17 protein-coding genes are annotated in these 22,503 nt (G+C 44.2%); 11 read left to right on the top strand and 6 right to left on the bottom strand.

Annotated elements, in window-relative coordinates; translation table 11 throughout:
* Positions 1-4,252, bottom strand: a 4,252-nt coding sequence (locus AC1DP6_RS33650; protein ID WP_477058798.1) for a Calx-beta domain-containing protein, incomplete at its 3' end; no start/stop codon positions are given.
* 517 nt (positions 4,253-4,769) lie between these two features.
* On the opposite strand from AC1DP6_RS33650, the gene ahcY reads away from it, so the two are divergent.
* Positions 4,770-6,098 carry an adenosylhomocysteinase gene (gene ahcY / locus AC1DP6_RS33645; RefSeq protein WP_477058797.1) on the top strand — a complete coding sequence of 443 codons (1,329 nt, stop codon included), beginning with the start codon at positions 4,770-4,772 and terminating at the stop codon, positions 6,096-6,098.
* Between the two features lie 146 nt (positions 6,099-6,244).
* Positions 6,245-6,973 carry a pyridoxine 5'-phosphate synthase gene (locus AC1DP6_RS33640; protein ID WP_477058796.1) on the top strand — a complete coding sequence of 243 codons (729 nt, stop codon included), beginning with the start codon at positions 6,245-6,247 and terminating at the stop codon, positions 6,971-6,973.
* 266 nt (positions 6,974-7,239) lie between these two features.
* Here the strand turns inward: AC1DP6_RS33640 and lon are convergent, their stop codons facing one another.
* From lon to AC1DP6_RS33620, 4 genes are all read right to left on the bottom strand, one after another.
* A complete protein-coding gene (gene lon / locus AC1DP6_RS33635) occupies positions 7,240-9,642 on the bottom strand; it encodes an endopeptidase La (protein WP_477058795.1) in 2,403 nt (800 codons plus the stop codon).
* 227 nt (positions 9,643-9,869) lie between these two features.
* Complete coding sequence (locus AC1DP6_RS33630) at positions 9,870-10,478, bottom strand: porin family protein (RefSeq protein ID WP_477058794.1); 609 nt, start codon at positions 10,476-10,478, stop codon at positions 9,870-9,872.
* 113 nt (positions 10,479-10,591) lie between these two features.
* Positions 10,592-11,500 (bottom strand): TorF family putative porin, encoded by a 909-nt coding sequence (locus AC1DP6_RS33625; RefSeq protein ID WP_477058793.1) that lies wholly within the window; start codon positions 11,498-11,500, stop codon positions 10,592-10,594.
* A gap of 113 nt (positions 11,501-11,613) precedes the next feature.
* Positions 11,614-12,858 (bottom strand): metallophosphoesterase, encoded by a 1,245-nt coding sequence (locus tag AC1DP6_RS33620; protein ID WP_477058792.1) that lies wholly within the window; start codon positions 12,856-12,858, stop codon positions 11,614-11,616.
* A 590-nt stretch (positions 12,859-13,448) separates the two neighbouring features.
* On the opposite strand from AC1DP6_RS33620, the gene AC1DP6_RS33615 reads away from it, so the two are divergent.
* The 9 genes from AC1DP6_RS33615 to AC1DP6_RS33575 all read left to right on the top strand — a co-directional run bounded on the left by AC1DP6_RS33615 (position 13,449) and on the right by AC1DP6_RS33575 (position 21,336).
* Positions 13,449-14,129, top strand: a complete 681-nt coding sequence (locus tag AC1DP6_RS33615) for a metal-dependent hydrolase (protein WP_477026614.1) — start codon at positions 13,449-13,451, stop codon at positions 14,127-14,129.
* 66 nt (positions 14,130-14,195) lie between these two features.
* Positions 14,196-15,017, top strand: coding sequence for a ParA family protein (locus tag AC1DP6_RS33610; RefSeq protein WP_477058791.1), 822 nt, complete (start codon positions 14,196-14,198; stop codon positions 15,015-15,017).
* Positions 15,001-15,918: a ParB/RepB/Spo0J family partition protein gene (locus AC1DP6_RS33605; protein ID WP_441577281.1), complete on the top strand. Its 918-nt coding sequence runs from the start codon at positions 15,001-15,003 to the stop codon at positions 15,916-15,918. The genes AC1DP6_RS33610 and AC1DP6_RS33605 overlap by 17 nt, the downstream gene beginning before the upstream one ends.
* 115 nt (positions 15,919-16,033) lie before the next feature.
* The gene (locus AC1DP6_RS33600) at positions 16,034-16,627 is read left to right on the top strand and encodes a DUF5683 domain-containing protein (RefSeq protein ID WP_477058790.1); all 594 of its coding nucleotides are present in this window, start codon (positions 16,034-16,036) and stop codon (positions 16,625-16,627) included.
* A 43-nt stretch (positions 16,628-16,670) separates the two neighbouring features.
* The gene (dapB, locus tag AC1DP6_RS33595; protein WP_477058789.1) at positions 16,671-17,381 is read left to right on the top strand and encodes a 4-hydroxy-tetrahydrodipicolinate reductase; all 711 of its coding nucleotides are present in this window, start codon (positions 16,671-16,673) and stop codon (positions 17,379-17,381) included.
* Positions 17,382-17,574: 193 nt separating this feature from the next.
* Positions 17,575-17,991 carry an RrF2 family transcriptional regulator gene (locus AC1DP6_RS33590; RefSeq protein WP_331966330.1) on the top strand — a complete coding sequence of 139 codons (417 nt, stop codon included), beginning with the start codon at positions 17,575-17,577 and terminating at the stop codon, positions 17,989-17,991.
* A gap of 319 nt (positions 17,992-18,310) precedes the next feature.
* Entirely contained in the window at positions 18,311-18,994 is a 684-nt protein-coding gene (locus AC1DP6_RS33585) for a phosphoadenylyl-sulfate reductase (protein WP_441577284.1), read from the top strand.
* A 60-nt stretch (positions 18,995-19,054) separates the two neighbouring features.
* A complete protein-coding gene (gene cysD, locus AC1DP6_RS33580; protein WP_441577285.1) occupies positions 19,055-19,963 on the top strand; it encodes a sulfate adenylyltransferase subunit CysD in 909 nt (302 codons plus the stop codon).
* A 125-nt stretch (positions 19,964-20,088) separates the two neighbouring features.
* Complete coding sequence (locus tag AC1DP6_RS33575; protein WP_477058788.1) at positions 20,089-21,336, top strand: sulfate adenylyltransferase subunit 1; 1,248 nt, start codon at positions 20,089-20,091, stop codon at positions 21,334-21,336.
* 71 nt (positions 21,337-21,407) lie between these two features.
* Here AC1DP6_RS33575 and AC1DP6_RS33570 read toward each other — a convergent pair whose 3' ends face one another.
* On the bottom strand, positions 21,408-22,346 hold the full coding sequence (locus AC1DP6_RS33570) for an NAD-dependent epimerase/dehydratase family protein (protein ID WP_477058787.1): 939 nt from the start codon (positions 22,344-22,346) through the stop codon (positions 21,408-21,410).
* Positions 22,347-22,503 lie beyond the last annotated feature (157 nt).

Here is a 22,503-nt window from a genome sequence, read left to right as displayed (position 1 = left end):
GGTTCACCGTCCAGGCTTTACCGGCTTTCCAGCCATTTGGTAAAGTAGCAGTGATCACGGCACTTTGTCCTTCGTTCACGCTATCCGGCACACTGCTCAGTTTGATGGAATCACCGGCAGGGAATGGATACTGCGCATCCTTGATTGTCAGGTCAAGCGTAGCTGGTGCAAAGGTGTAAGGAGTGCTATAAACATCACTGATTGTTGGATTCACATGAATATCTTCCACATCTTCTACCAGAATATCGCCGGCTACTTTCAGTTCAGCAGCACCAGAGGCACCGGTAAAGCTGGTGTCTGTCGGCAGACTGTAATCGGTGCCACGGGTAGCGGCGCCTGTAGATGGCAGACTTATCTTAATAGGTATTTCTGTACTTACGCCAGCAGGTAAACTAAATCCAATCTGTTGAGTATTGCCTTCCGGCATGCCAGCAGCAGGTGGCGTGAATGTAATTTTTGTTTTAGTCGCATCTCTGCGGGTAGCATCATAGATCTTCAGTTGCGCATCGACTACCGTGTAACCGCTGGCGGCACCAGAGATGTTCAGTTGCTCATCTTTTTCTATGATCTGATCTGCGATCGCTTTAATCACTGCGGCCGTAGTAGTGAATACTGCCGTGTCTTTCGGGAATACGATAGATGTTTGCAGGTATTGGAAGTCAGTTGCAGATGCTTCTGTACCGGCCACTTTTGTTGTTAAGGTAATGGTCACTGGTTTAGCAGAGCGGTAACCGGCTGGCAGTGACATTTTGAACGCGGTGCTGTTACCTTCATTTAATGTTAAGCTATCAGCCGTCAGCGTCAGTTTCTTCTGCGCAGGGTCCGTGAGATCTTTAACATAAATATGGGCGCTGGTAGCAGGCATATTTATATTGCCTTTATTACCATCTACATTTAAAAGCCCTTCATCATTAAACACATTATTGGTCAATGTCTGAATAGCGGTGGCATCGCCATGATCCGCTCCGCTGGCAATGGTGATAGTAGCAGGGAGACTGGTATAACGGCTATCTGCAATAGTAGATGATACCAAATCTTTTGTCAGGTTCACCGTCCAGGCTTTACCGGCTTTCCAGCCATTTGGTAAAGTAGCGGTGATCACGGCACTTTGTCCTTCATTCACGCTATCCGGTACACTGCTCAGTTTGATGGAATCACCGGCAGGGAACGGATACTGCGCATCCTTGATTGTCAGGTCAAGCGTAGCTGGTGCAAAGGTGTAAGCAGTGCTATAAAGATCACTGATAGTCGGACTTACGTGAATATCTTCCACATCTTCTACCAAAATATCGCCGGCTACTTTCAGTTCAGCAGCACCAGAGGCACCGGTAAAGCTGGTATCTGTTGGCAAACTGTAATCGGTGCCACGGCTTGCAGTTCCTGTAGATGGCAGACTTATCTTAATAGGTATTTCTGTACTTACGCCTGCTGGTAAACTAAACCCAATCTGTTGGGTATTGCCTTCCGGCATGCCGGCAGCAGGTGGCGTGAATGTAATTTTTGTTTTAGTGGCATCTCTGCGGGTAGCATCATAGATCTTCAGTTGCGCATCTACTACAGTATAACCGGTAGCAGTAGCACCGGAAATGTTCAGTTGCTCATCTTTTTCTATGATCTGATCCGTAGTCGCTTTGATCACTGCAGCAGTAGTCGTAAATACGGACGTATCTTTCGGGAACACGATCGATGTTTGCAGGTATTGGTAATCGGTCGTAGCAGCTTCTGTACCTGTTGCATTTGTTGTTAATGTAATAGTCAATGGTTTTGCGGAACGGTAACCGGCCGGCAACGACATTTTGAATGCCGTACTGTTACCTTCATTCAGCGTTAAGCTATCTGCGGTCAACGTCAATACCTTTTTCGACGCATCTGTATTATCAACGATCGTTACTTTAACACTGCCAGTTACCAGGATACCATTATCCGGAGAACTTCCCACCAACACCAGGTCGCGGGTATCATCAAATACATTATTAGCTGTATTGGTGATCGAAATTGTATCGGATAACGTGCGGCCGGCGGGGATGGTGACTGAATCAGTGGCAAAAGTATAAGTGCCGGGCAAAGCAGTAGAAGATCCGTCAGGAGTAAATTTCACCTTGATAGGAATCTGCGTGGAAATACCGGAAGGTAACTCCGCCCATATGGTTGGATTCACACCTTCATTTACGCTGGCGGCAGAAATATGTAAAATGATGGGAGCCGTCATTGGCAATTGTGCATCAATAATATCCAACGCAGCAGGAATGTTGGTTAAAGCGGTGTTGGCAACACTTTCCGTGAGCCTCAGAGAAAGATTGAGATGCTCAGTCCCTTCTATCTTATTGTCATTTATAATCTTAAACGCAACGGTCGTATTATTTCCACCGGTAATAATTGATGCGGTATCTGGCAATTGATAGTCCGCAACGTCAGTAGCAGTAGAGGTACCCAGTTTATTTATTTTGATACCAATAGGCAGATCAGTAGTGACATGAGGTGGCAGGCTAAAAGTTAGCAGCCCATCATAAGGCTCTTTCAATAAGGCCGGTGCATCTGCTTTAATGGACACGGCTGTCAATGCCGGATTCAATCTTGTGGAATCCTGCAGGATCAGCGATTGTGAAAAAGTTTGAGCTTCTCCCATTACAACTGCATCCGCTTTAAACTTAATCAGTTCATCTTTTTCAATGATGCTATCCAGTGTTGCTCTTACCGGAATGTTTACGCCATTGGAATCTATTTCTATATATGCTGTTTGACCAAATGTAAAATCAGTACCAACTGTTGCCAGGGTACCGCTTTCGACAGACAGGGTTACTAACGTTCTTTCTGAAGCATGTACACCCGGAGGCAGTGCTACACGAACGCTGTCAATAAAACCTTCTTTAATTTTTGTTGGTGTGGTAAGTACGATGTTCTTTGGTTCATCGTCTTTAATAGTATAGATGCAGGTGGTGGGGCCGCTACCAATGAGTAACATCTGGTTATCTACTACCTGCTCCAGTTGTATGGTAAAATGACGCCCATATTCCAGTTTGTTATTTCCGATAATACTGATATTCTTCAACGGAATAAAATCTCCCATAGCATATTCGCCTACCGGAATCATATAGCCTCCCTGGAAAGTAAAGTCGGTTCCCGAAACAGCAGCACGGGGATCACCGGGAGTTGCCGGAAGCAGGTTTACTTTTACATAGATAGGTACCTTTACAGAACCGCCTGATTCCACTTTAAGGCGCAGATTATAAGGCTCATGTGTGCTACCGGCGGGACCTTCCAATCCTGAAGTATCTGCTTTTTCAAAGGAAACGGTAAGGGGACTGCTATTGGTGCTGGTTGGGGTAGCATTTACAGGTATTACAGCAGCTGTCGAATTATCACCGTAAGCCACCCCCAGTCTGGTGCCTATTGCCAGGCTTCCGTCGGTTTTTTCACCAAGATTAAGATCTACCGCCATTCCCTTCCTTACGCCATCATACACATCACTTGTTGAAATGGCATTATTCAGTAGACCGCTGCCAGATCGTGTCATCCTTGACACGTAGTTACCAACAGAATATGAATTAAAACTGGTGTACGCATGATAAGTATGTATAAGAGGCCCAGCGACAGCAGTAGTTCCGTGTACATCACTACTTCTGGTAAGCCCTATTACTGTTGGATTGGAGCTTCCCCCCTCAATGTAACCATATTGCATGATGTTATTATCCGCATTTGGTGCATTATAATTACCATCCTGCATGGTCGCAAATTCATCCATAAAAATATGCGGCTCAAAGTAGTAGTTCGTGTTGTATACCGTATAGTCAATTGTATAATACTTGTTAGGCGTTACATAATTGATCGTCATAATAACCGTTGTTGGATAATTCGTCCCGTCCGATGGATCAGTATTAATTACCTTCCCGATCATGCTAACCTGGTAAGGATCACTGACGGTACCGCTACCCATTAAAGGAGAAACCGCATGATAATTAACATCAAGAAGATTCCCTATCGTGTAAGGAATACCTACATTAAAGGCGATACGGGTTTTAGCACCCAGTTGCCCCGAGTTGATATCTTTTGCCGTTTCTGTTTTTCCTTTCCTGAACACGGCGTAGCTACCATCACTATTTATCTCAATCCTTAATCCATCAGTAGCATTTGTACCACCTCCGGGATTGATGACAACAGGATAAGTTTGCGCATTTACACCAATGCTTATAGTAAAAAAGGCGGCTATCAGGAATATTGCCCGAAGCAGGAACACATGGATACGATGGGGCATACCTTGCTCATTTAATTTCGTAGGATAGGAAAGGAGTAACATATAAGCGTGTAAATTTCTATTTATACATATAGATTTTTAGTCAAAAATGTGAGAAACAGTCCTTGTAAAACCCTATATGCGGATCTCTGTAATTGGCTCTCCCGGCAGCTTTAAGCATTGTTCTTAATATCATCTGGTAAACCTGAAAAACCAGCCGCCGGCAATTATGTTAATGTCTCAATCTAATGGTGGAGGGATGCCCGAGACGCATTTATGGCATTTTTTATGATTTTTATAATTATATTATATCCTTCCACCTGTAGCACATATCCAAACAATTAAATATAAAATCATATATTTTAATTAGCAAATCTATAATAATATTTATATTAAATCAAATTAATTTATCAGAATGAAAGATATCTGCCTTATAGTGGGGTGATTAACAAAATTTTAGGGGGGTGACTGCGGTTAGGAGACGGTACCATTATGTTAAAAGTTAAAATAACCCTAGATTTGCAAAAAACAATTCAGAATGTCTACAATTGCGAAATCCAACATTGATTTTAACCTCGGATACAAGGTAAAAGATATGTCTCTTGCGGCCTGGGGTCGTAAGGAGATAGAACTGGCAGAAGCAGAAATGCCTGGTCTGATGTCACTGAGAGAAGAATATGGTAACACCAAGCCATTACAGGGTGCACGTGTTGCTGGTTGCTTGCACATGACTATTCAGACTGCCGTATTAATTGAAACACTGGTTCACCTGGGCGCTGAAGTGCGCTGGAGCTCCTGTAACATATTTTCAACTCAGGACCACGCTGCTGCCGCTATTGCTGCTGCAGGCGTACCTGTATTTGCCTGGAAAGGTTTAGATGAGGCCAGTTTTGACTGGTGCATCGAACAAACCCTGTTCTTCGGTGGTGCTGACCGTCCGCTGAACATGATCCTGGACGATGGTGGTGATCTGACCAACATGGTATTCGACAGATATCCTGAACTGATCCAACATATCAAAGGATTAAGTGAAGAAACCACTACCGGTGTTCACCGCTTATACGAGCGTATGAAAGCTGGTACTTTACCAATGCCTGCTATCAACATCAATGACTCTGTTACCAAATCTAAATTTGATAACAAATACGGTTGCCGCGAATCCTGCGTAGATGCGATCCGTCGTGCTACAGATGTAATGATTGCCGGTAAAGTTGCAGTTGTTGCTGGTTTTGGTGACGTAGGTAAAGGTTCCGCTGAATCACTGAGAGGTGCAGGCGCCCGCGTTATCGTTACTGAAATTGACCCTATCTGCGCTTTACAGGCTGCTATGGAAGGCTATGAAGTAAAGAAAATGAACGATGCAGTAAAAGAAGCTGACATCATCGTTACTACCACCGGTTGCCGCGATATCATCACCGGCGAACACTTCAAACTGATGAAAGATAAATGCATCGTTTCCAATATCGGTCACTTCGATATCGAAATTGATGTAGCCTGGTTAAATAAAAACTATGGCAACACTAAAGTTGAAATCAAACCACAGGTAGATAAATATACTATCGATGGTAAAGATATCATCCTGCTGGCTGAAGGCCGCCTGGTTAACCTGGGTTGCGCTACAGGTCACCCTTCTTTCGTAATGAGTAACTCTTTCACCAACCAGGTACTGGCTCAGCTGGAACTGTGGCTGCACTCAGAAAACTACGAAAACAAGGTATATGTACTGCCTAAACACCTGGATGAAAAAGTAGCCCGTTTGCACCTGAAGAAAGTAGGCGTGGAACTGGATACCCTGACCAGCGCTCAATCTGAATACCTCGGTATTCCGGTAGCAGGTCCGTTCAAACCAGATTACTACAGATACTAAGCCTGGCAGCTTAAGGCTGAAGGCAAAAAGCAATTAAAGCGAATGATCAAAGCGAATATTAATTCTGCTAAGATCATTCGCTTTAATTGCTTTTTGCTTTCCGCTTTATGCTTTGTGCTTTCTGCTATAAGAAGTATTTTTGCATCATGACAAAGCTGAGTGTAAACATCAATAAGTTYGCTACCCTGCGAAATGCACGAGGAGGCAATCTACCGGATATATTAAAAGTGGCACAGGATTGTGAACGCTTCGGTGCGGATGGTATTACCGTTCACCCCCGCCCGGATGAACGCCATATCCGTTACCAGGATGTAAGAGACCTGAAACCACTGGTGACCACAGAGTTCAATATCGAAGGATATCCCTCACAAGATTTTATGGACCTGGTACTGGCCGTAAAACCACATCAATGTACGCTGGTTCCTGATCCGCCAGATGCCATTACTTCCAATACCGGCTGGGATACCATCGCCTATCAGTCACAATTGAAAGACGTGATCTCTACCCTGAAAAAAGCAGGTATACGCGTATCTATCTTTCTCAATGCAGATGTAAGCAAAGTGGAAGGCGCCAAAACCGCCGGAGCTGATCGTATTGAACTATATACCGGCCCTTACGCAGAAGAATATACGAACGCACGCACACAGCCGCAAAACCTGCAGCTCTTCAATGACTATAAAAACACCGCGAGAGAAGCCACAGCGATTGGCCTGGACCTCAACRCCGGCCATGACCTGAACCTCGATAACCTCCGCTTCTTCAAACTACATATTCCACAGCTGAAAGAAGTATCCATCGGACACGCACTGGTAGCTGATGCCCTCTACTTCGGCCTGGAAAATACCATCCAGTTATATAAGAGACAATTGTCGTGAAATAGCTTTTAGCCATTAGCTTTTAGCTATTAGATTTAAGCGAAAAATGCAGCGAAATGAAAAGGAAAATCCTAATACATCTTCGCTGCATTTTTCGCTTAAATCTAATAGCTAATGGCTAAAAGCTAAAAAAAGCCATTCCGTTAACCTGGAATGGCTTTATAACCCTTAAAACAATCAACATGAAGTTCATAGCGGGGTCACAACAAAACCGATATGAACAGTATATAATTTGCTGTCATGACTGACAGCAATGTTACGCGCAGTTACTTCTTTAATAACGCAATTTCCAGCACTTGGTTCATTTGCCTTACATAATGGAATTTCATCCCCTTGATATAAGAAGGATTAATTTCCTTGATGTCTTTTTCATTTTGCCAGCAAAGAATAATTTCCCGGATACCTGCCCTTTTGGCTGCCAGTATTTTTTCCTTGATACCACCTACCGGTAATACCTGACCTCGCAAAGTAATTTCTCCCGTCATCGCCAGGTAAGATTTTACCTTACGCCCGGTGAATACAGATGCCAAAGCAGTAAGCATGGTAATACCCGCACTGGGACCATCTTTCGGCACCGCTCCTTCCGGCACATGTACATGCACACTTTTTGTAGTAAACAACTTGGGATCCAGCTTCAGCTCCACTGCATGAGAATGCAGATAGCTCAGCGCTGTTACCGCCGATTCCTTCATGACGTTACCCAGGTTCCCTGTCAGTTTCAGATCGCCTTTACCCTCACTCAAACTGCTTTCTATAAACAGAATATCACCTCCCACATAAGTCCACGCAAGGCCCACTGCTACACCAGGAGGATTACCCACTTTATAAATCTCGTTGGAATAACGGGGCTTACCCAATATCCGCTGCAAATCCGCTTCCGTCAGCGTTGCCGGTAAAGGCTTTTCCATGGCCAATTGCTTCGCCATATTACGCATGATGGCTGCAAACTGCCGGTCAAGCTCACGTACGCCACTCTCACGGGTATAATCAGAAATCAGCTGCTCAATAACCGGGTTGCCGATCTTTACTTTCGCATCTTTCAAACCATGTGCATCCTTCTGCTTGGGCAGCAGATGCCTTTTGGCAATCTCTACTTTTTCTTCAATAGAATAACCACTCAGATCAATGATCTCTAGCCTGTCGCGCAGCGCAGGATGAATAGAATTGATGTTATTGGCCGTTGCTATGAATAATACCCTGCTCAGGTCAAATTCCAGTTCCAGGTAGTTATCATAAAAGGTGCTGTTTTGCTCAGGATCCAATACTTCCAGCAATGCTGAACTTGGATCGCCACGCATATCGTTACCTATTTTATCAATTTCATCCAGTATCATCACCGGATTGGATGATTTAATCTTGCGGATAGACTGCACCACTCTACCTGGCATAGCGCCGATATAAGTTTTACGGTGTCCCCTGATTTCACTTTCGTCATGCAAACCACCTAAACTGAGACGCACATACTTACGACCCACTGCATTGGCAATAGAACGGCCGAGGGAGGTTTTACCAATACCCGGAGGACCTACAAAACACAGAATAGGAGACTTCATATCCCCTTTCAGTTTCAGTACTGCCAGGTATTCCAGTATACGCTCTTTGATTTTTTCCATGCCGTAATGGTCATGATCCAGTATCTTCTTCGCTTTTTTCAGGTCGTAGCTATCAGTGGTATATTCGCCCCAGGGCAGATCCAGCAAAAGATCCAGGTGATTATATACCACACTGTAATCCGGAGTGCTGGGGTGCATGCGCTCCAGTTTCTCGATACCTTTGGCAAAAGCTTCAGCGGCAGCAGCAGGCCATTTCTTTTCTTCTGCCTTACGCTTCATTTCTTTCAACTCCCTGTCATTGGCATCACCACCCAATTCTTCCTTGATAGACTTCATCTGCTGCTGCAGGAAATAATCCCGCTGCTGCTTGTCCAGGTCTGCCTTGGTTTTATTGGTAATCTTGTTTTTGAGTTCTGCCAGTTGCAATTCTGTTTGCAACAACTTCATCAGCAGTTCCGCACGGGTGCGCAAATTGTTGATCTCCAGCAGTTGCTGCTTGTCTTTCAGGTCAGAATTAAGATTGGAAGAAACGAAATGCACCAGGAACGATGGATTTTCAATGTTCTTCAATATAATGCTGGCTTCTGAAGGCAGGTTGGGCGACAGCTGAATGATCTGGGCTGCCAGGTCTTTGATGGAAGAAATATATGCTTCAAACTCAGAATCATCTTCTGCAGCTTCGTCCTGCAAAACAGTGATTTTGGCTTTGAAGTACGGATCTTCCGTCACTATTTCATCTATTTTAAAGCGCTTACGCCCCTGTATAATGATAGTGGTACCACCATCGGGCATTTTAATGAGCTTAACAATACGTGCCACGGTACCAACATCACTCAGATCCGTTACAGCCGGATCTTCTATTGTACTGTCCTTTTGCGCCACTACACCGATAGACTTATCAGTTTTGTAGGCGTCATTTACCGCTTTTATAGATTTATCCCGGCCTACCGTAATTGGCAGTACAACACCCGGAAACAATACTGTATTTCTTAATGGTAATAATGCCAGTTCATCGGGAATGTTTTCATCCTCCTGTCCTTCCCCATCTTCATTCAAAGGGATAATAGGCATGAACTCCATTTCATCTTCCGAATTTCCTAAATAAAATCTGTTCATCTGAGATATTTAAAGCCTCATGAGGACATTCTGTCAGACAATCCTGTGTACGTCCTCTTTTTTTAATGTATCCCTATATTGTCAAGTTTGATGCCAAGTGACTTGATGGCAGACCGGCTTTTAGCCCATATTTACAAGCCATTAACAAAAAATGCAGCGAGGATAAATGTGAATCACATTTATCCTCGCTGCATTTATATTCGCTGTATTTTGCTAAAAGCTAATGGCTAAAAGCTAACTCCCACACCCAGCTGTATGCTCTGGTTTTTCCAGTTGCTGGTGGTAACAACGCTTTCTGCATTTTTCACATCATTAAAGCCAATGATGTAACGGGCACTGATGTTAATAATTGGTAATTGCAACCATAAACCGGCAACACCAGAAATTTCACCCCCTTTAAAGGCCTCCTTGGCAGCACCCAGTACTTTTTTGTCACTTACCAAAGCGCCAAACTGAGGACCTACCTGGAGTTTTAAACGCGGTGTACCTAAATCAATATTGGCCAGTAATGGAATGCTCAGATAGTTCAGGTTAATTTTCTTGCGGTCTTCAGCAGTACTTACACCTTGGTAGATATGGCTGTAATTATCGGTAGTTTCAGCTTTGGTAGAAGAGAATACTACTTCTCCCTGTACGCCAAAACCTTTTGCCAGGTTTACCTGTGCGAAAGCACCCAGGTGATAACCTAATTTAAATCCATCCTGAAAACCACTTCCATCCAGTTTTCCAAGATTGGCACCGCCTTTTACACCAAAGCGGAGGAATTTAGTCTGAGCGTTAACGGTTGATACAGCAGCGATCATCAGTACTGCTACGGCTAAAAACAGTTTTTTCATAAATTTTGTATTGTTGAGTAATGGTTAAAATATAGACGTTCCAGGTAAACGATACCCCTATTCCGTATTTACGATTTCCGTAAATACAAATTCCGTGCTATTTGTTAAAGAAATTAAAAACTGTAGGCCATGCGGGCTGTGAAATAGCTCATAATACCCTGATCTGTACCAGTGAAAGGCTTGAAAACAGTGAAGGACGGTGCGAGATTAATGTGGCCGATAAAATAAGAAAGACTCATGGTAACGTCTACCGCGCGGGGTTCAAATTCGGTATGATCTTCAAAATTCAATTCCTTACCCACATGCTTTTTAGTCTTCATGAGCTTGGGAGATCGGGTGATATATTGGAAAGCTTTGAGGTTGCTGTAATAGTTGGCCGTACCCATGGTTAAATTAACGGAAGGCGTAAACATCAATACATCCGTTCGCCCAAGCATGCCGGAAAAAATAAACGGGTGCCGCACTGCTRCAATAATATTAAAATCATTGCCACGCAGGGTTTCCTGGAGATGTGCTGCCTGGTTTACATCTTTTCCCCATCCGTAATCCAGACTGATACCGGGTTGCAGCCACCATTTGCGATAGTAGAAATAAGCAAATATTTCATTCTTGATCGGCGTTGCCGGTACATCACTGGAATCAGAAAATATATAGCGTGTATAAGAAATTCCTGTCAGGAAATCCTTGTTTTTCGTATAGTCGTAACCGGCGGTCAGGTCCCACTCAAACCATGGGTTATTAATGGAATTAAAAAGATAATAACTGCTAACCCCGGCATAGAAACCGCTTTTATGATAATAACTTAGTGAAGGAGATACAAATGTTTTTAAAACAATCGGTGACTCGAAGTTGGTTACTTTACTGCCATAAGCTGGATTATTACCATACCCGATACCAGCCACTACTTCACTTTTTTGCTGTTTCTGCAACAGCGAATCAAGCTGTTTCTCCAGCTCTGCTAAAGTTTGCCCTGTTGCAATACGGCTACATAACAACAGGAAGGTTAAGAAGTATAGGCGCATGTTTAATGAGTACGTAGCCGCAATATAAGCGTAATTCAGCATTTAACACAGACGATCCCATGAACGGGACGAATGTGTGGTTAAACAATGCTTTTTTGTCGGTCAACCGGCTGCTACACCAGATCTATGACCGTAATTTCCGGGAGTATACCTACCCTGCCAGGATATCCCAGGAAACCGAATCCGCGGTTCACATAAAGAAACTGTTCGCCTTTCTTATATAATCCGGCCCACTCTTTATAGAAATACTGGGCCGGGCTCCATTTCAGCCCCGGAATTTCCACCCCGAACTGCATACCATGGGTATGGCCGGCCAGCATGAGCGCAATGTCAGGATATTCGGTACGCACCTGTGCATCCCAATGGGTGGGATCATGCGATAACAGGATTTTAAATGGAATATGTCCCACACCTTCATAAGCGCGCTTCAGGTCACCATAGCGGGGAAAACGTTTAATAGCACTCCAGTTTTCTATTCCCAGCAGCGCGATCTGCTCTCCGCTGCGCTCCAACACCACATTTTCATTCATCATCAGCTTCCAGCCCAATTCTCCGTGAAGCCCCTTGAGGCGCTCCAGGTTTTCATGCTGCATAGCGCTATATCCATTAGGGGTTTTATCCGGCCAGGGGTAATAATCGCCATAGTCGTGGTTGCCCAGGGTAGAATACACGCCCATCGGTGCTTTCACCTGTCGGAATGCATCCATCCATTCGGTCATTTCATCCGCCCGGTCGTTCACCAGGTCGCCGGTAAACAGCACCAGGTCAGCCTTTTGATCGTTGATCATTTTTATGCCTTTCAGCACCGCCTCGCGGTTGGCGAAGCTGCCGGAATGGATATCAGAGATCTGCACAATGCGTAACCCTTTAAAAGAGGCTGGCAGGTGCTTAAACGCCATTTTAATTTTATGTACCCGGTAATTGTATTTGTTGGAGAATCCATAGATCAGCGTGGCAAAGAGTGTTCCTCCGGTAATGAGTCCCAGCCTGCTGAGAAACTGGGAGCGCGACAGTCCACTCACTACCCCGGTGGTATCCGGTGCCGGGCTACCTGAAAAACGACGGATCACCCATAATACACCTCTTCTCACATCATCCAACAGCAGGAATACCGTTGTCAGCAACTTTGCCAGTACCAGACCAATGAAAATGGCCATCAGGTAGGATTTTAGCGTTGCCGGCCAGTTATGCCAGTTGATGTAGGGCAGTAAAGCGATCATCAACAGACAGCTGATGGATATGAACCAGTAAATGGAAAAAGTAATGTTTCTTACCCTGGGGGTAGACATGTACACCATCGCCTTGATAGCCTGGAACACGTAAATATCCAACAGTAGGAGGAAAACAACTAGTATCATAGAATTCAGCCCAGGTCGCATTATGAAAATTTAATATAGATATATAATAATCAAGCAATTTAATACAAGTAATCTGGTTTTAAAAGTTAAAACCGGTACCTGTGAGTATACAGACGAATAACAACAGGAAGAATTGTATGTTTTTATTTTTTTTATTAAGTTAAGAGAAACAGTACATTTGCTGGCTGACCAGTATACAATAGATAATTTTAATATTTTAATAATATATTAAACTTACCCCTGCTTAAACTGGTTAAAAACTAACCCGTTAACATATTGAGGGACCTGTTCTGCGAACAGTTTGTGTATAAATAAATATACTGCAGCACCTGATTTTTATGTAATCGTTGTATTTTTGTCCGATTAAGCTACTTTTAATAGGGTTACTTTTAAATATAAGGTGTAGATTAATTGCGGAATACGGAGCAGTATATCTCCCCAAAATCATTTTCGTAATTTATTAAATCGGGGAAGAACGCTCCGATCACGCGTTTCAGGGTAATATCAGTCTTTTCAAAAGGAAGTCTGGCCGTTGAAAAGCGAAATTCGTTTGTTTTGGCAAACGGGGAGTTCACTCAAATGGATTGATTATGAAGTATACTTGCTACGGACATTCTTGTTTTGCAGTGGAAATAAAAGGAAAAAAAATTCTTTTTGATCCTTTTATTACGCATAATGAACTGGCCCAAAAAGTAGACATCCATGCCATAACGGCGGATTATATATTTGTTTCGCATGGTCATGATGATCACACCGCGGATCTGGTAGACCTGGCTAAGCGGACCAATGCCACTGTGGTATCAAATTATGAGATTGTGACCTGGGCGGGAAAACAGGGAGTTGAGAAATTGCATCCCATGAATACCGGCGGCAAATGGAAGTTTGATTTCGGCACCGTGAAATGTGTAGTGGCACAACATTCCAGCAGCTTACCGGATGGCACTTATGGTGGCAACCCGATGGGTTTTATATTTATGACGGAAGAAGGGAATTTTTATTATGCAGGCGACACTGCGCTCACATTAGACATGGAGCTGGTACCCGCAATCGCCTCTCTGGATTTTGCCGTACTACCTATCGGTGATAATTTCACGATGGGCATTGAAGATGCGATTGCAGCAGCAGAACTAATAGAATGCGATAAGATAATCGGTGTACACTACAATACTTTCGGCTACGTTAAGATTGATGTTGACGCTGCCGTACAACAGTTTGAAGATGCCGGTCTGGATCTGTTACTTCCTGAAATAGGAAGTACTATAGAGGTTTGAGGAAGAAGTGATCATTACTGATTTATCCTTTATCCTATAAATAACCTTGAATTTTTAAATTACACAATGGCTAGAATAATCGCAATCGCTAACCAGAAAGGTGGCGTAGGAAAAACTACAAGTGCAATAAACCTGGCAAGCAGCCTGGCTGTGCTGGAATTTAAAACATTGCTGGTAGACGCGGACCCTCAGGCAAACAGCACCACACGACTGGGTTTCGACCTGCGTAATGTGCAGCAGAGTTTGTATGACTGTATGGTGAACGATGTGCAGGCCAAAGACGTGATACTTGAATCAGATACTCCCAACCTGAAAGTACTGCCCTCCCATATTGACCTGGTAGGTGCGGAACTGGAACTCATCAATCACCCCAGCAGGGAAAGAGTGATGAAACAGGTAATTGATACTGTTGAAGCTGATTACGATTTTGTGATTGTAGACTGCTCTCCTTCTCTCGGTTTGATCACCGTTAATGCACTCGTGGCATCCAACTCTGTGATTATTCCCGTACAATGCGAATTTTTTGCACTGGAAGGTCTGGGTAAATTGCTCAATACCATCAAAATTGTGCAGAGCAGATTGAACATAGAACTGGAAATTGAAGGTATCCTGATGACCATGTATGATGGTCGTTTGCGCCTGAGCAACCAGGTAGTGGATGAGGTAAAACAACATTTTGAAGAAAGCGTATTTAATACGATCATTCACCGTAATACCAAACTGGGCGAAGCTCCCAGCTTTGGTAAATCCGTAATTATGTATGATGCCGCCAGTACAGGTGCGATCAATTACCTGAACCTGGCCAAAGAAATTCTGCAAAAACATAATTACACTAAAATTAAATCCAAAGACAAAATCCTAGCTATCAACGATGACCAATCCAAGTAAGAAAGAGGCATTGGGTAAAGGCATCCGCTCACTGCTTCAAAACATTGATACAGATCTGAAGCAAACTGCCGGCGCCCTGGGTGATAAGGTAGTAGTTGCTGCTACCGGTATAGAACGCATTCCGCTCGATCAGATTGTTACCAATCCGAAACAGCCGCGTCGTGACTTTGATGAGGTTTCTTTACAGGAGTTAAGCCAGTCTATCAAACTGCACGATGTTATTCAGCCTATTACCATCGCTAAAATCAGCAATAAGAAATTTCAGCTGATTGCCGGTGAAAGACGCCTGAGAGCCAGCAAACTCGCTGGTCTGAAAGATATTCCGGCCTACATCCGCCAGGTAAATGACCAGGAACTCCTGGAACTGGCCCTGCTGGAAAACCTCCAACGCGAAAACCTCAATGCTATTGAAGTTGGCCTGAGCTACAAACGGTTAATGGAAGAATGCACCCTCACACAGGAGCAGGTTGCCGACCGTATGGGCAAAGAAAGAAGTACCGTAACCAATTATATACGTTTACTCAAACTGCCACCGGATATCCAGGTTGCAGTACGCAATGGTCAACTCAGCATGGGTCATGCCCGTGTATTGACCGGCGTGGAAAATGTGGAAAACCAGCTTTTCCTCTACAATGAAATCCTGAAAAGTGGATTGTCAGTAAGACAAACAGAAGAACTAGCGCGCAGGATTAATCAGTCCGACAAGAATCATCAGCAGAAATCTGCCAAATTAAAGTTAGCACCTGCTTTTCAGAAAATACAGGACAAACTGGCTACTCACTTCTCTACCAAAGTAAAACTAGACAGAGGGAAAAGCGGCAAAGGCAGTATTTTAATTGAATTCTATTCAGATGAAGAACTGGATAGCATCCTGGAAAAAATAGATATATACGGTGGCTAATAAGGCGGAATACATACTTCATTCACTACAACGTTGCTCTCTATTGTTTTTGCTTACGATGGTAATTGCTGTTCCTCTCCGGGCACAGGATACCCTACGTCCTATTGCAAAAACAATGGATACACTTATACGGCCCATACCGGCTCCCGGCACAGATACAGTGAAAGCAAATGCGAATAAAGCCATCTTTACAGATTCTGCTTACATCCCCAATTCCAAACTGCCACATAGTCCGCGTAAAGCAGCACTCTATTCGGCAGTATTCCCGGGATTAGGTCAGGCATACAATAGAGAATACTGGAAAATGCCATTGGTCTATGCGGCCATTGGTACCTGTACTTACTTCTTTATTGATAACATGAATACGTATAAGATATTCCGGGACGCTTACCGCCTGCGACAGGATGGTAATCCGGATACCAATGATACCAATAAGCTGACTGTGGGACTGGATGCGGAATCCATCAAAATATACCGGGATCAGTTCCGCCAATATGTGGATTATAGCGTATTGTTCTTTATACTGGCCTACGGCCTGAATATAGTCGATGCTACTGTATTTGCGCACCTGCGCAACTTCGATATGTCCGATGATCTCAGTATGCGTATTTCTCCTACCCTGATCAATAACCGTACGCTGGGTATTGGGGTTAATATATCCATTGGCGGCAAAAAAGCCAAAGGAAGCCGCTACTTTGCCGGCCGCTGATCATTCTTTTATCCATCAACATCACATACAACTAATAAGGGTCATGAAAATTGCGCTCATCGGATATGGTAAAATGGGAAAGGCAATAGATGCTATTGCTACCGCTAAAGGGCATGAAATTGTTATCCGGGCAAACAGTAAGCACCTCCTTACCAAGGAAGAGCTGGAACAGGCAGATGTAGCTATTGAGTTTACCGTACCTGAAACAGCTTACCATAATATCTTAAAATGCTTTGAAGCCAATGTACCCGTAGTTTGCGGTACAACTGGCTGGCTCGATAAGTTACCTGAAATAAATGCCATCTGCCTGGAAAAGAAGCAGGCTTTTTTACATGCCACCAATTTCAGCGTGGGCGTAAATATATTCTTTGAAGTGAATAAAAAACTGGCAGCCCTCATGGCCAGCCAGCCTCAATACAATGTATGGATGGAAGAAATCCACCATACCCATAAAAAAGATGCACCCAGCGGCACTGCCATCACACTGGCAGAACAACTGCTGGCATCTGTTACCCGCAAAAACGGCTGGGTAAACGAAGAAAGCAACCAACCCGAAACACTGTCTATTATTTCCAAAAGGATAGATCCGGCACCGGGCACACACACGATCAATTACACTTCCGATATCGATGATATTACCATCACCCATACAGCGCACTCCAGGGAAGGCTTTGCTGCCGGAGCTGTAGTGGCGGCAGAATGGCTGAAAGGAAAAACCGGCGTATTTACCATGCGGGAGGTATTGGGATTATAGCGTTTAGCTTTTAGCTTTTAGGAAAATGCAGCGAAGTTCAATATTTACCACATTCTTCGCTGCATTTTCCTAAAAGCTAAAAGCTAACGGCTAAAAGCTGAACAGCTGCTAGCTAAAAACTGCTTATCTTTACAGGAATATAAAGTGTGCACCGCACTATTAGTTCATCCGGGAGGGATGCAAATCAGTCAGTATGTTATCGAAAAAAACACAATACGCATTTCACGCACTAGTACACCTGGCAGAGAATGTAGATAAAGGTCCCATCCTTATATCTGAAATCGCACAGGAAAAAAATATCTCTATCAAATTCCTGGAAAATATATTACTGGAATTGAAGAATGCCGGCATCCTTGGCAGTAAAAAGGGAAAAGGTGGCGGTTACTACCTGATGCGCGCTCCCAAGGAGATTGCATTGGCAAAAATCATCCGCCTGCTGGACGGTCCTATCGCCCTGCTTCCATGCGTAAGCCTGAATTATTACGAACGTTGCGAAAACTGCCGTGACGAAGCCGTTTGCGGCCTCAATGAAGTAATGGGGAAAGTAAGGGACTCCGCCCTTAAAATACTGGAGAACAAAACATTAAAAGATATCCTGACCCGGAACTAAGGTCCTGGCTACAGGTACTGTAAGAGCCGGCTGATATGGCCGGCTACCTGCCTGACTACTGCTCCCTCATCTCTCTACATCACCCGGATAACTACAGGGCACCGCTCTTAACTACTTCTGCCCACTACTATTGATTTATTGAAAATAAATCACATATCAAACTCACAATAATACCAGCCACCACAGCGGATCCATAAGAAAGAAATAAATTTTTATCTTATTAGTCTATCTTTTTTATAGGTTTTATGTATTTTTGTTGGAGGAGTGACCGTAATTACTCCGCTGGCACTAGACACATCAATCAATAAGGAAGATCTACATGACAGACATTACCACCGCGCTGGTCAACAAGCCGGTGGAAGAAGCCATACAGTACCTGTTGGAGCAATACCCAGGCGCAGTGGCATTTTCCACCTCATTTGGCCAGGAAGACCAGGTAATAGCAGATATTATCTGGCGTAACCACTTGCCGGTTAGAGTTTTTACCCTTGACACGGGCCGCCTTTTTCAGGAAACATACGATGTAATGGACCTCACTATGGCCCGTTATAAGCAACCTGTAGAAGTGTATTACCCGGAAACCGCTGCCATCGAAAAACTATTAGCCGCCAAAGGACCCAACAGCTTTTATGAATCAGTGGAAAATCGCAAGGAATGTTGCGGCATCCGCAAAGTAGTTCCGCTTAACAGGGCACTGGAAGGTGTAAAAGTATGGATCACCGGCCTCAGAGCAGAACAGTCTGATAACCGGCAGGGCATGGAAACACTGGAATGGGATGAACATCGCCATCTCTACAAATACAATCCACTGATCCACTGGGGCTTTGATGAAGTACTGGCCTACCTGGAACAACATAAAGTACCCTACAACAAGCTGCACGACAAAGGCTTCGTTAGCATTGGCTGCGCACCTTGTACACGCGCCATCGAACCGGGAGAACACCCGCGCGCCGGCCGTTGGTGGTGGGAACAATCACAGAAAGAATGCGGACTGCACGGATAACCGTTACCGCCCGCCTTCAGCCATTAGAAAATTAGCTTTTAGAATAAATAATTATAGTCCATGACTAATCAAATAAATTGGGAGTTTCCACAGGCACTGGAAGATGAAGCAATTTACATCCTTCGCGAAACCGTAGCACAGTTCGAGAAACCAGTGCTGCTGTTTTCCGGCGGAAAAGATTCTATCACACTCGTACGACTTGCACAAAAAGCTTTTTACCCCGGTAAAATTCCTTTTGCTTTATTGCATGTGGATACCGGACATAACTTTCCGGAAACCATCGCCTTCCGTGACTGGCTTGTCAATTCACTGGGACTGGATATTATCGTGAGAAATGTACAGGACAGCATTGACCAGGGAAAAGTGCAGGAAGAAACCGGCAAATACGCCAGCAGAAATGCCCTGCAAACCGTTACCCTGCTGGATGCGATCGAAGAAGGTAAATTTGATGCCTGCATCGGTGGCGCCCGGAGAGACGAAGAAAAAGCACGTGCCAAGGAAAGAATATTTTCTGTACGGGATGAATTCGGCCAATGGAACGCCAAAATGCAACGCCCCGAATTATTTGATATCCTCAATGGTAAAATTAATATCGGCGAAAACGTACGCGTATTCCCGATCTCCAACTGGACAGAGCTGGACGTATGGAACTACATCGTTCGCGAAAAACTGGAAATCCCCTCTATCTACTTCTCCCATGAAAGAGAAATCATAGAAAGGGATGGTCTCTACTGGCCTTACTCTCCTTACCTCAATACCACCGCTGATGAAGTACCTTATCTCCAGAAAGTACGTTTCCGTACCGTAGGCGATATGACCTGTACTGCAGCCGTTATTTCCGAAGCAGATAAACTGGAAGATATCATCGCTGAAATCATGGAAGCCAAGATTTCGGAACGTGGCGCACGCATAGATGATAAACGCTCAGAAGCTGCCATGGAAAAGAGAAAACAGGCAGGATATTTCTAAAACAGCAGTTAGCTATTAGCTTCTAGCTTTTAGCTTTCCCCACAAGGGCTGCTTTAATTAATTTGAACACATTTTTTGCGGCGGCACTAGCTGCTAACCGCTAAAAGCTAAAAGCTAAAAAAACAATGGAGGTTTTACGTATAGCCACTTCCGGTAGTGTCGACGATGGCAAAAGCACTTTAATAGGCCGTTTATTATACGATACTAATTCTATTCCGCAAGATAAAATGGAGGCACTCCATGCTGCCAGCAAGCGCAAGGGGCTTGACTTTACAGACTTGTCGCTGTTGACAGACGGGCTGGTAGCAGAACGTGAACAAGGCATCACCATCGATGTGGCGCACATTTACTTCTCCACTCCTACCCGCAAATACATTATCGCTGATACCCCCGGGCATATTGAATATACCCGTAACATGGTCACCGGCGCTTCCAATGCCCAGGTATCACTGATTCTCATTGACGCACGCAGAGGAATTGTAGAACAAACCCACCGTCACTTTTTTATTGCCAACCTCCTGCGTATTCCTTACCTCGTGGTATGTGTAAATAAAATGGACCTGGTAGAATACAGTGAAGCACGCTTTAACCAGATAGTGGAAGATTTCCAGCAAATGCTGGACAATGCCGGGTTTAAAGGACAGGAAGTGAAGTTCATTCCTATCTCTTCCCTGTATGGTGAAAATGTGGCTTCCCGCACCGGCGCTATCGACTGGTACCAGGGCACTACCCTGCTGGAATACCTGGAGCAGGTATCTTTTGATCATGAAGACCGCCTTCATCCGGCACGCTTCCCGATACAAAGTGTGATCAGACCCAGAACCACCGAATACCACGATTTCCGTGGCTTTGCCGGCAAAGTTGCCAGCGGCCATTTCACCGTGGGCGATGAAGTAATATCACTGCCTTCCGGAACAAAGAGCCGTATTAAAACCATTGAACAGTTTGAAAAGCAACTAACGGTAGCGCATGCACGTGAAAGTGTAGTGATCACACTGGAAGATGAAATAGACAGCAGCAGAGGTAATATGCTCGTAAAAACAGATGAAGTACCTGCGCAGCTGAAAGAAGTAAACGCTAACATCTGCTGGATGGATCAGCAAAAGCTGGTGTCTGGCAAAACTTATTTACTGCAGCATGGCGTTAACCGCGTGAAAGCAAAAGTGCAGCAGATCCATTACATCACAGATGTAACCAATCATTTTCAAACAGCCAACAAAACAGAAATGGGATTGAACGATATCGGTAGAATTTCGCTGAAAACAGCGGCTCCGGTATTCGCAGATTCTTACCATACCAATCCTGCTAACGGGGCATTTATTCTCATCGATGAGTTTAATAATACCACCGTGGCAGTAGGATTTATTGAGTAATCAGCCATTACTATAAATAGGAAAGCAGCTAAGATGGGATAACTTAGCTGCTTTCCTTTTTGTAAATATGCTTAGATGTTCTTCAGCATATCTTCCGTCATCCGGGCCAGATCATACTCTGGTTTCCAGCCCCAATCCTGACGAGCCTGGCCATCATTAATGCTGTTAGGCCAGCCATCCGCAATCTGCTGACGATAATCAGGCGCGTAAGACATTGTGAAATCAGGAATATGTTTTTGAATCTCTGCACCAATTTCTTTTGGAGAGAAGCTCATGGCAGAGAGGTTATAAGCAGAACGTATGGCAATTTTAGACGCATCAGCCTCCATCAGTTCAATGGTAGCCCTGATCGCATCCGGCATATACATCATCGGAAGGTAAGTGTCTTCAGACAGGAAGCTGGTGTATGTTTTATGCTCTTTTGCTTCATGGAAAATTTCAATCGCGTAATCCGTGGTACCGCCGCCTGGTGCTGATTTATAGCTGATCAGGCCCGGATAACGTAAACTTCTTACATCCACACCGAAGCGGTGGTTGTAATATTCGCACCAGCGTTCACCGGCAAATTTGCTGATACCATAAATGGTAGTAGGCTCAATAATAGTGTGCTGTGGCGTTTCCTCGGCAGGTGAATTAGGACCAAATACCGCGATGGAACTAGGCCAGTATATTTTATCAAGATTTTCCTCTTTCGCAATATCCAGTACATTGAGCAGGCTTTGCATATTGATATGCCAGGCCAGTAAAGGATTTTTTTCACCGGTAGCAGATAAAATCGCTGCCAGCAGGTAGATCTGGGTAATGTTATGGCGGATGACCAATACATGCAACATCTCCTTGTTCATAACATCCAACGACACATAGGGACCTGTTCCTTTCAGTAAATCGTGCTCTTCACGAAGATCCGAAGCGACAACGTTGGTATCTCCATACATCTTTCTTAAAGCCAGGGTCAGCTCTACGCCAATTTGTCCACAGGCACCAATTACCAGAATCTTATCTTTCTTCATACAAAAATATAATTGTAAGCTATTTTTTAAATCGGACCGTAATATTAACGGGTTCGCAGCTATTTCCGTTCATGACATCACAGCGCATGACAATGCTATAACAATAAAAACTACAATGCGTGTTTTGCATCGTTTCTGGATTACAATATTATGACAA

This window comes from Chitinophaga sp. 01L420 (genome assembly GCF_056399985.1).
The sequence above is the reverse complement of the archived record's forward strand: the minus strand, read 5'-3'. Positions and strand labels throughout refer to the sequence as shown.